The 8820-nt window shown below is 68.3% G+C and carries 9 protein-coding genes; 8 read left to right on the plus strand and 1 reads right to left on the minus strand.

The window, feature by feature from the left end; translation table 11 throughout:
- Positions 1-236 precede the first annotated feature (236 nt).
- The 3 genes from AB1609_09815 (at position 237) to AB1609_09825 (ending at position 3005) form a co-directional block, all read left to right on the plus strand.
- On the plus strand, positions 237-698 hold the full coding sequence (locus AB1609_09815) for a DinB family protein (protein ID MEW6046760.1): 462 nt from the start codon (positions 237-239) through the stop codon (positions 696-698).
- A 72-nt stretch (positions 699-770) separates the two neighbouring features.
- Positions 771-1589, plus strand: a complete 819-nt coding sequence (locus tag AB1609_09820; GenBank protein ID MEW6046761.1) for a hypothetical protein — start codon at positions 771-773, stop codon at positions 1587-1589.
- Positions 1590-1916: 327 nt separating this feature from the next.
- The gene (locus tag AB1609_09825) at positions 1917-3005 is read left to right on the plus strand and encodes a class I SAM-dependent methyltransferase (protein ID MEW6046762.1); all 1089 of its coding nucleotides are present in this window, start codon (positions 1917-1919) and stop codon (positions 3003-3005) included.
- 39 nt (positions 3006-3044) lie between these two features.
- Here AB1609_09825 and AB1609_09830 read toward each other — a convergent pair whose 3' ends face one another.
- Complete coding sequence (locus tag AB1609_09830; GenBank protein ID MEW6046763.1) at positions 3045-3383, minus strand: Uma2 family endonuclease; 339 nt, start codon at positions 3381-3383, stop codon at positions 3045-3047.
- An 87-nt stretch (positions 3384-3470) separates the two neighbouring features.
- Here AB1609_09830 and AB1609_09835 point away from each other — a divergent pair, with 87 nt between their 5' ends.
- From AB1609_09835 to AB1609_09855, 5 genes are all read left to right on the plus strand, one after another.
- The gene (locus AB1609_09835; protein MEW6046764.1) at positions 3471-4478 is read left to right on the plus strand and encodes a hypothetical protein; all 1008 of its coding nucleotides are present in this window, start codon (positions 3471-3473) and stop codon (positions 4476-4478) included.
- A 106-nt stretch (positions 4479-4584) separates the two neighbouring features.
- Positions 4585-5898, plus strand: a complete 1314-nt coding sequence (locus AB1609_09840; protein MEW6046765.1) for an extracellular solute-binding protein — start codon at positions 4585-4587, stop codon at positions 5896-5898.
- 87 nt (positions 5899-5985) lie between these two features.
- Complete coding sequence (locus tag AB1609_09845; protein MEW6046766.1) at positions 5986-6876, plus strand: sugar ABC transporter permease; 891 nt, start codon at positions 5986-5988, stop codon at positions 6874-6876.
- A gap of 10 nt (positions 6877-6886) precedes the next feature.
- Positions 6887-7822: a carbohydrate ABC transporter permease gene (locus AB1609_09850; GenBank protein ID MEW6046767.1), complete on the plus strand. Its 936-nt coding sequence runs from the start codon at positions 6887-6889 to the stop codon at positions 7820-7822.
- A gap of 61 nt (positions 7823-7883) precedes the next feature.
- A partial coding sequence (locus AB1609_09855; GenBank protein ID MEW6046768.1) for an FGGY family carbohydrate kinase occupies positions 7884-8820 on the plus strand: 937 nt, incomplete at its 3' end.

Consider the following 8820-nt stretch of genomic DNA (forward strand, 5'->3'; position numbering starts at 1 on the left):
AGGGCCGGCCGCTTGAGGTTCTTGCCCTGGAGGCCCGAGTCACGTGCCTGCCGGAAGGCAGGGTTCCTGGCTGCAAGGCAGGGGAGCGACGCGAGAAGCCGTGCGACGAAGCCGTGAGGGACTCAACAGGGGCTCACACAGGCCAAGAGCGTCCCCTATCGCCGACGTGAGCAGGGGGTTGCGCCCCGGGCGAGAAAACGTCGCCGCCGACCCTTGCACGACGAGAGGTGGCGGTCATGGGGCTGATTCCTGGGTTTGTGCTCAAGGCCATGAGCGAGCGGCCGTTTCAGCTGGTCGACCTCTGTCGCAAGCTCCCGGATGGGTGGTGGACGTGGCAGCCACACCCCAGGGTGATGAGCATCCGCACCATCCTGACACACATGATGGCCGGCGAGGAGGCCTGGGTTTTAGGGGTGGTGCGGGGCGAGACACCGCCCAAACGCGACCCCGCCGCTTTTGCCTCCCCCGATGCTCTGGAGGCGGTCTGGCGGCCGGTTCGTGGCCGTACCGTCGAGTGGCTCGCGGGGCTGGACGGGTCTGCCCGCACGGAGATCCGGCGGGTCCGCGGCACCCCGCCCGAGGTGACGCTGGAGGCCATCGCCTGGCACCTCGTGACCCACGACTTTCATCACAAGGGACAGGTGTGCACGCGCCTCGCCATGCTTGGGGTCGAGGTGCCGGACCTCGACATCATTTGAGGTTTCAGGTGGGGCTTCAATCGCCTGCCCCAGGAGCAGGCAGCGGCGGCTGCTTGAGGCGGTGAGCGAGGGTTGCTCAATGAGCTGGCTTCGCTACGGCGACGGCGGTGGCGCCAGCATCGGGCCGGCCGGATCGAGACGCTGGCGCAGGCGGAGCGGTTCGTCCGCACGGTTCAGCTGGCCTTGCCGTGGCCTGTGCCGGGCATCGAACTGCCGGACCTCCTCTCCGCGGCCCGAGGGCGGCCGGTGGCGCGTCCTGGGTTCCGCGATTGGGACGAGGCGTTGGACCGCGTCTGGGCGTGGAAAGATGAACTGCCTGCCCGGGGTGTGGCGTTCTACGGGGAGGCTCCGTGGAGCAGGGTCGGGTTTGTCGCAGCGGCGGTCGTACCGGCGTTCCTCAGGCTTTCGGACATCGCCTCGTGGGGCGTGGAGGAGGCGGTGCGGCGGGGCTTGCTGAGCCCGCTGGCGCTGTCCATCGTCGAGGTGCTGGAGCGCGAGGGGCAGCTGCCGACGATGGCGCTGCGGCGGGCCGCGTTGGGGGCGGCGGGGTCCCGCACCGGGGAGTTCAAACGGGTGCTGGCCGAACTGGAGCGGGGATGGGTCGTGGGGCGGTGCGGCACCGCACGGGAGCGGGGGGCAGCATGGGCTTCAACCGTCTACTGCCTGCTCGATACCATTTTCCCCGGCGCAAGTTCCGCCCGGCCCCGTTCGGACGAGGAGGCTCGGGGCATCATCGCAACCGCCTTCCTGCGTGCTTCGGTCTGGACCAGCCCGGCACGCCTGGCGCGCATGTTTCGCTGGCCGCTGCGCCAGGCGCTCGGGGCCCTGGAGGCGGCGGGAGCCCGGCGCCTGACAGAAACCGCCTGGGTCGACCCCGAGGCCCTGTTGTAGGCCGGTCGGGCCGTAGCGTACGCCGAAGCTCAAGGGCTTGACCCCCCGGCGGCCCGAGGCAGCGGGAAGGGACGGGGTGCAATGGTCTTCCAGGGTGCCCTTGAGGAAGCGGTGGCCTTCGTCTCGGGAGCAGGCGGGATTACGGAGCGGGCGAGGCTACGGCGCCTTCTGGCTGCCGAGCTCTAGACCCAGGTGGGCGACGCAGAAGCGGAGAATGCGCTGCTGGCCGGCCAGCGGAGGATGGGGGATGGCCCGCACCCTGGGCACCGGGTGCAAGCAGCATCGACGCCACGTGCTTCCGGCTAGCCCAGGCTGAGCAGATGGGGCTTGGCGCACAACACCCCGGCCATCCAGAGGGCGGTCACGTTCCTGGTCGGACGCCAGAAGGCGGACGCGACGTGGGAGGAGGCACCGGACCTCGCCGGAAGCGCCCCGCCCTGGGCCAGGCCCGGTAGCCAGCTTGTGCCGGCGAACGTGGTCGTCGAGGATGCGTTCGAGGTTGCGGCAGCCCGCACCGGCGGCAAGCTGTTCGATCTGTCGCGGAGACTCGTAGGCCAAGAGTATCCTCATCGCCCACGTGAGCAGGGGGTTGCGGCCCGGGCCGAGAAAGCGTCCGCCGCTATGGCGGACGAGGAGGCCTGGGTTTTAAGGGTGCAGGACTACCGAGCCATCAACCGGCGAGCTTGGGGGAAGCTCGCGCACCACGGCTGCGGGTGGACACGACCGGTTGCCCCGGAGGACCTCGGCCGCGCCCGGGAGCTGGTGGATCCGCATGGGTGGGTCGACTGGAAGCGGGGCCTCGAAGTGTTATGCCTTGCGTCGGGCGGCGGCCAGCAAGCGGTGCTTTTTGCTGCGGCCGGCGCCCGGGTGACGAGCTACGACCTCACCCCGGAACAGCTGGAGCGAGACCGGGAGACCGCCCGGCGCTTCGGCCTGCACGTGGAGACGGTGGAGGGCGACATGTGCGACCTGAGCGCGCTCGTCCAGGGCGGCAGGCTCTATGACTTGGTCTACCAGACCGTTTCGACGGATTTCGTCCCGGATGTGAACGTGGTCTACCGAGAGGTGGCCAAGATGCTGCGCCCCGGCGGCCAGTACCTCGTCACCCATTGGAACCCCATCTTCTGGCAGCTTGACGAGGAGTGGGTGGGCGGCTACCGGGTGGTGCGTCCCCAGAAGCCGGGGGAGCCGCTGGTTCACGAGTACTGGGAGATCGACGGCAAGCGGGTGACCGTCGGCACCGTGGAGTTCTTCCACCCGCTGCACGACCTCATCGGTGGGCTGTGCCGGGCCGGCTTCGTCATCGAGGACTTCTCCGAGGACGAGCGGGGCGATCCCACCGCGCCGCCGGGCTCCTGGGATCACCTGCGCGCGTTCTTTCCGCCCTTGCTGGCCATCAAAGCCCGGCGCCGGTAGGCTTCTACCAAGAGCTGGTTCGCTTGCTGAGGGTTGCCGCTATTCCGGGGCGCTCACTCCCAGATCTGGTCGAGAGGGATGACGAGACCCGGAAAGAACGAGGGCGAAAAGGTGTTGTTCCCTGCGACCCGGGCCTCGAGGACGGAGTCGATAGGCGTCCAGCGTGCGCTCAGAGGGGGCGACAACCCAGTCGTGCTTCACCCCGTGGCTTGCATACAGGTGGGCCTTCTCCCCGCGGTCCCGCTCAGCGGTTGAGTGGGAGAGGATCTCCACCACCAGATCGGGGGGGCCGGCGATGTTTCGGGCGGTGAGGAGGCGCAGGCGCTCCGTGGAGAGAAACAGCAGGTCCGGCTGGACGATGTTGATGAAGTCCAGCACGACGTCGATAGGCGCCGGCGGACTGCCTGCCGAACCCTACAAAGGCCCCAAGACGTCGCCAGGATCCTGCGCGAGAGGGGGTTCGCCATGTTACCGGGTCCGGTGAACGCCCCACCGGCCGGTGGGGTCGTGGAGTGGCTTCTCGGGCTTGGCGAGCCCAGCGTTACGTTGAAGCTGCGCACCCGGGTGCTGGGGCTCGACGAGGCCTCCCCCGAATCCAGGGAGCTTCAACTGAGGGTGAAGGAATCGCCCCGGGTCAGGGCGCTGCTGGCCGAACGCACCGCCGACGGCACCATCCCCTACCACCCGTACACCAAGTGGTACGGCGCCCACTGGGTGCTGGCCACGCTGGCCGACATCGGGTACCCCCCTGGCGACACGTCCCTTTTGCCCCTGCGAGACCAGGTCTACGCGTGGCTCCTGGGCCCCGCCCACCGCCGGAGCATCCGGGAGATAGACGGCCGGGTGCGGCGCTGCGCTTCGCAGGAGGGGAACGCCCTCTTCGCCTCCCTGGCGCTCGGGCTGGCCGACGAACGCGCCGATACACTTGCCGAACGCCTCGTCCGCTGGCAGTGGCCCGACGGCGGGTGGAACTGCGACCGGCGCCCCGAGGCGCGCCACTCCTCGTTCATGGAGACGCTGATCCCCCTGCGGGCGCTGGCGCGCCACGCCCGGGCGACAGGCAACCGGGCCTCGGAGGCTGCGGCGGCCCGGGCAGTCGAGGTGTTCTTGAAACGCCGCCTGTTCCGGCGCCGCCGGGACGGTGCCGTCATCGACGAGGAGTTCACGCGCCTGCACTACCCCTGCTACTGGCGTTACGACATCCTGTTCGCCCTGAAGGTGATGGCGGAGGCCGGCTTCATCGGCGACCCGCGCTGCCAGGAGGCCCTCGACCTCTTGGAGAGCAAGCGCCTTGCGGGCGGCGGCTTCCCGGCGGAGGGCCGCTTCTGGCGCTTGACGCAGCGTCGCACGTCCGGGCGGGAGCTGGTCGACTGGGGGCCCACGGGCCGCACCCGGCCCAACCCCTGGGTGACGGTGGACGCCCTCTACGTGCTCCGGGCCGCCGGACGAGTGCTGGCGTTGGGACAAGGGTGACGGGGATCGGACGCTACACCTCTGACGTGGTACTGCCGGCCCGCCCTTGCGGGGCCGGCGCCGAGCCTGGGTTACGTGAAGGCCGATCCGAAGGGGGTTGGCGCAAGTGAGGGTCAGAGGGTCACGCATTGGCAGGACCATAGCGGTGGTGTTGGCGTCGCTCCTGCTGTGGACGTCGCTCGGTTTGCTCGAGGCGTCCGCAGGGGCAGGGGTCGTCGAACTCAGGATGTGGCACATGGAGCAGCCGCCGCACCGGGTGCAGCGGGTGCAGGAGATCATTGAGGAGTTCCAGCGGCAGAACCCCGATATCCGGATTCGCCAGGAGGTCCAGAACTGGGCGGACGTCTACCCGAAGGCGCTGTCGGCCATTCGCGCCCGAAACCAGCCCGACCTGCTCTTCACCATCCCTGACTTCACCACGGTGATCAAGGCCACCGGAGTCATCCAGCCCGTAGACCAGCTCGTGGCGCAGATGGACAAAGAGCACCGGTTCCTGCGGGCCGCGCTCGAGCCGTATCAGTACGAGGGTCGCACGTGGGCCGTGCCTCTGTACGGGATGACGCACAGCCTGTGGTACCGGAAGGACATCTTCGACCGGGCCGGCGTGGCGGTGCCGCGCACCTGGGACGAACTGCTGGCAGCAGCGCGCACCCTTACGGGCGCCGGCCGCTACGGGATCGGCCTTCCCGCCAACAAGCACCTCTACACCGATCAGACGGTCTACAACCTCATGATCACGGCGAAGGCGGAGGACATCTTCGACGCCTCGGGCAAGGTGATCTTCGACAACCCGCAGACCGTGCGCGCGTATCGCATGTACCGGGACCTGTGGCAATACTCCCCCAAGGACAGCACCGGGTGGACGTGGGGCGAAGCGGAGGCCGCGTTCACCAGCGGGCAGGCGGCCATGATCTTTCAGTTCACGACCATCCTCACGTTCGACCGTGACGCGGGCCGGCCGCCCTCCGACCTCGGCGTGGCACCCATCCCGTGGCCGCCTGACGGGCAGCGCGGGAGCATCTTCTACTCGAACGGCGTCATGGTGCTGACGGCCGATCGGGCGAAGCAGGAGGCGGCGTACAGGTTCATCCGCTACCTGCTCCAGCCGGACGTGTACGGCCGCTTCCTCAACATGGAACCGGGGCTGTTCCTTCCGGTCACCGAAGATGGCAGCACGGCGGCCAGCTTCTGGCAGGACCCGCTGGTCGTGAAGTACCGGTCGCAGGTGCAGGCCATGGTGGAGCAAAGCCGCTACGGCGCGCTGTTCGGCTTCACGAAGGGGCGCGTCTTCCCGGCCATCGGGCCGATCTCTGCGCAGAACGTGCTGGCCCAGACGGTGCAGAAGATGATTGTCGACGGGATGTCGCCGGAGGATGCCGTCAGGTGGGGCCACCGCCAGATGGAGTCCCTGGCACGGTAATGCCGGTTGGCAGGTAGGGAATCGGGGGCCTGTCGCAGCCCGGCCGGGCCCGGCCGGCCGGCTCCGCAGGCCCCCGCCCGGGACATCATGCGCCGAAGAGACGTACTCACGAGCAGCGAAACCCTGCTGGGATACCTGCTGGTGGCGCCGCTGTTTCTCTGGATTGCGGCGGCCGTCGCCTATCCGCTGGTCGATGCCGTCGTCACAAGCTTTCTTGACGTCGGCATCATTGGCACGGGGGGCCGCTTCGCCGGACTTGCCAACTATGCGCGTACGCTTCAATCTGGGGGCTTCTGGAGCGCGGCCCTGAGGAGCCTCATCTGGGCGGCGGGCAGCGCCCTCGTCCAGACCGTTGCAGCCTTCATTACGGCGCTTGCCCTCAACCGGTCGATCAGGGGGATCGCCTTCTTCAGGACCTGGTCCATCGTGTCCTGGATCGTGCCCACCGTGGTGGTCGTCATCATCTGGCGGTGGATGCTGGCTGGGTCCATCGGCGTGGTCAACTACGTGCTCCAGGCGCTGCACCTGGTCAGCGAGCCGGTGAGTTTCTTCGGGACGCCGCGCAACGCCATGATCACGACCATTCTGGTCAACGCCTGGCGGTGGTTTCCGTTCCTTGCGATCATCATCCTGGCCGGGCTGCAGACGATCCCGCGGGAACAGCTGGAGGCAGCGGCCGTCGACGGGGCCACACCCGCCCAGGTCTTCTTCAGGGTCACACTTCCGCTGCTGCAGCCCATCCTGTTCGTGGTGGGCCTGGTCGGGACGCTGTGGGCGCTCAACATCTTCGACGTCATCTGGCTCTTCACGAAGGGCGGGCCCTCGGACGGGACGACGACGCTGCCCGTCTACATCTACCAGACCGCCTTCACGGCCTTTTCCATGGGGGAGGCCGCGGCCGTCTCGGTGCTGATGGCGATCATGTTGCTGGCGCTTGGCTTGCTTTACGTGAAATACGTCCCGTCCAGCTTCGAGTGAGGAACGCACGATGAACGGGCGCTTACGGGCAAGCGAGACCGGCTCAGCGGCCACACCGGCAGGCGGCGCCGCCGGTGGGTTGCGGCGTGAACTCGCCCACGCCCCGATGGCAGCGGGGACGGTAAGGGCCCGGATCGGCTCATGGCGGGCCTACGCGCTGCCCGCCGCGATCCTGCTGGTGGTCGCGGCGCCGTTTTACTGGATTTTCACCTCTTCCATCAAGGTGCCGCCCGAAATCATTCAGGTGCCGCCGACCCTCGTCCCGCGTTCGTTCACGCTCGAACACTATCTCAAACTGTTCCGCTACACGGAATACCCGCGATACCTAGCCAACAGCCTTTACGTGGCCGGGCTTACGATGCTGATCACGCTGGGTCTCAGCGTGCCTGCCGCGTATTCGCTCTACCGGCTGCGCTTCCCGGGGCGGGAGGCCATCCGCCGCGCGCTTCTGCTGACGTACATCTTTCCGGGCATCCTGCTCCTCGTGCCCCTCTACCGGCTGCTCACCTCGCTGGGCCTGCTCGACCGGCTGTTCGGCCTCGTGTTCGTCAACGTGACGTTTGCCGCGCCGTTTGCGACGTGGCTGCTGCAGGCCTTTTTCACCCGGGTGCCGCAGGAGCTCGAGGAGTCCGCGGCCCTGGAGGGTGCGAGCCGGATGCGAACCCTGGCGCTCGTGATCCTGCCCGTTGTCCGACCCGGACTCGGTGCGGTTGCCATTTACGCTTTCCTGAGTTCCTGGACGGAGTACCTTTTTGCGTCCGTCCTCATCATCGACAACGTGCGCTACACGTTGCCGGTGGGGCTGGCCGGCATCATCGGCCAGTATCAGGTCGACTGGGGCATGCTCGCCGCGGGAGCGGTCGTCATGACGGCACCCGTCGTGGTGCTGTTCGCGTTCGTGGGGAGGGCCTTCGTGGAAGGCCTCATGGAGGGGGCCATAAAGTAGCCGGGGCAGGCCCTCTTTCGCGGGGCCGCTCTTCGAGTCGCCGCGGGAGTGCTGGGAGGCCATGCTGGTACTGGGGCTGGACATCGGGACCCAGAGCGCCAAGGCGCTCCTGCTTGACGCCAATGGCGCCGTCCGGGGGACTGCGGCGGTCGATTACCCCATCGACACGCCCCACCCGGGCTGGGCCGAGCAGGCCCCGGAGACGTGGTGGGCCGCTGCGTGCGAGGCGATACGGCAGGTCATCGGCCAGGCGCCCGAGCCCGTGGCCACGGTGGCGCTGTCCGGACAAATGCACGGCGTGGCCCTGTTGAGCGCCCGGGGCGAGCCGGTCCGTCCCGCCATCCTCTGGACGGATGCGCGGGCCGGGATTGAGGCCAAGGAGCTTCGGGAAACGGTGCCGCAACTGGTGGAGATCGCAGGAAACCCGATCATGGCCTCGTTCAGCGCACCCAAGCTGGTGTGGCTGGCCCGCCACGAGGCAGCGGTGCTGAAGAGAGCGCGGTGGTTCTTGCTTCCCAAGGACTACGTGCGCCTCCGGCTCACGGGAGAGGTGGCGACGGACCCGTCCGACGCGTCGGGCACCCTGCTCTTCGATTTGTGCCGTCGCCAGTGGGCATCCGACGTTATCGGGCGTATTGGGCTCGATCCGGCCTGGTTTCCGCCCGTGGTCGCATCCGGCGCCGTTGCGGGCTACATCACGCACGAGGCGGCGGAGCAAACGGGGTTGAAGCAGGGCATCCCGGTGCTCGCCGGCGGCGCGGACATGGCCATGGGCGCCGTTGGAGCAGGGCTCATCGAACCCGACGTGGCTGGCGTCCTCCTCAGCACCGCCGGCCAGGTGCTGCTGACCGTCGAACGCATCGCCCCTGAAGCCCTCGGACGGGTGTACTACTTCGCCCATGCGATCCCCGACCGTTACTTTGCAATGGGCGCGCTTCTCTCCGCGGGCTTGAGCCTGCGCTGGCTACGGGACGTGCTCCGGGGCGTGTCCTTTGCAG

It is taken from the genome of Bacillota bacterium, from assembly GCA_040754675.1.
In the GTDB taxonomy this organism is placed as follows: Bacteria; Bacillota; Limnochordia; order Limnochordales; family Geochordaceae; genus Geochorda.

Bases quoted from the DNA above. Each gene is read 5' to 3' on its own strand.
- AB1609_09850 (MEW6046767.1), top strand. From the start codon at position 6,887: ATGAACGGGCGCTTACGGGCAAGCGAGACCGGCTCAGCGGCCACACCG.
- AB1609_09815 (MEW6046760.1), top strand. From the start codon at position 237: ATGGGGCTGATTCCTGGGTTTGTGCTCAAGGCCATGAGCGAGCGGCCG.
- AB1609_09845 (MEW6046766.1), top strand. From the start codon at position 5,986: ATGCGCCGAAGAGACGTACTCACGAGCAGCGAAACCCTGCTGGGATAC.
- AB1609_09835 (MEW6046764.1), top strand. From the start codon at position 3,471: ATGTTACCGGGTCCGGTGAACGCCCCACCGGCCGGTGGGGTCGTGGAG.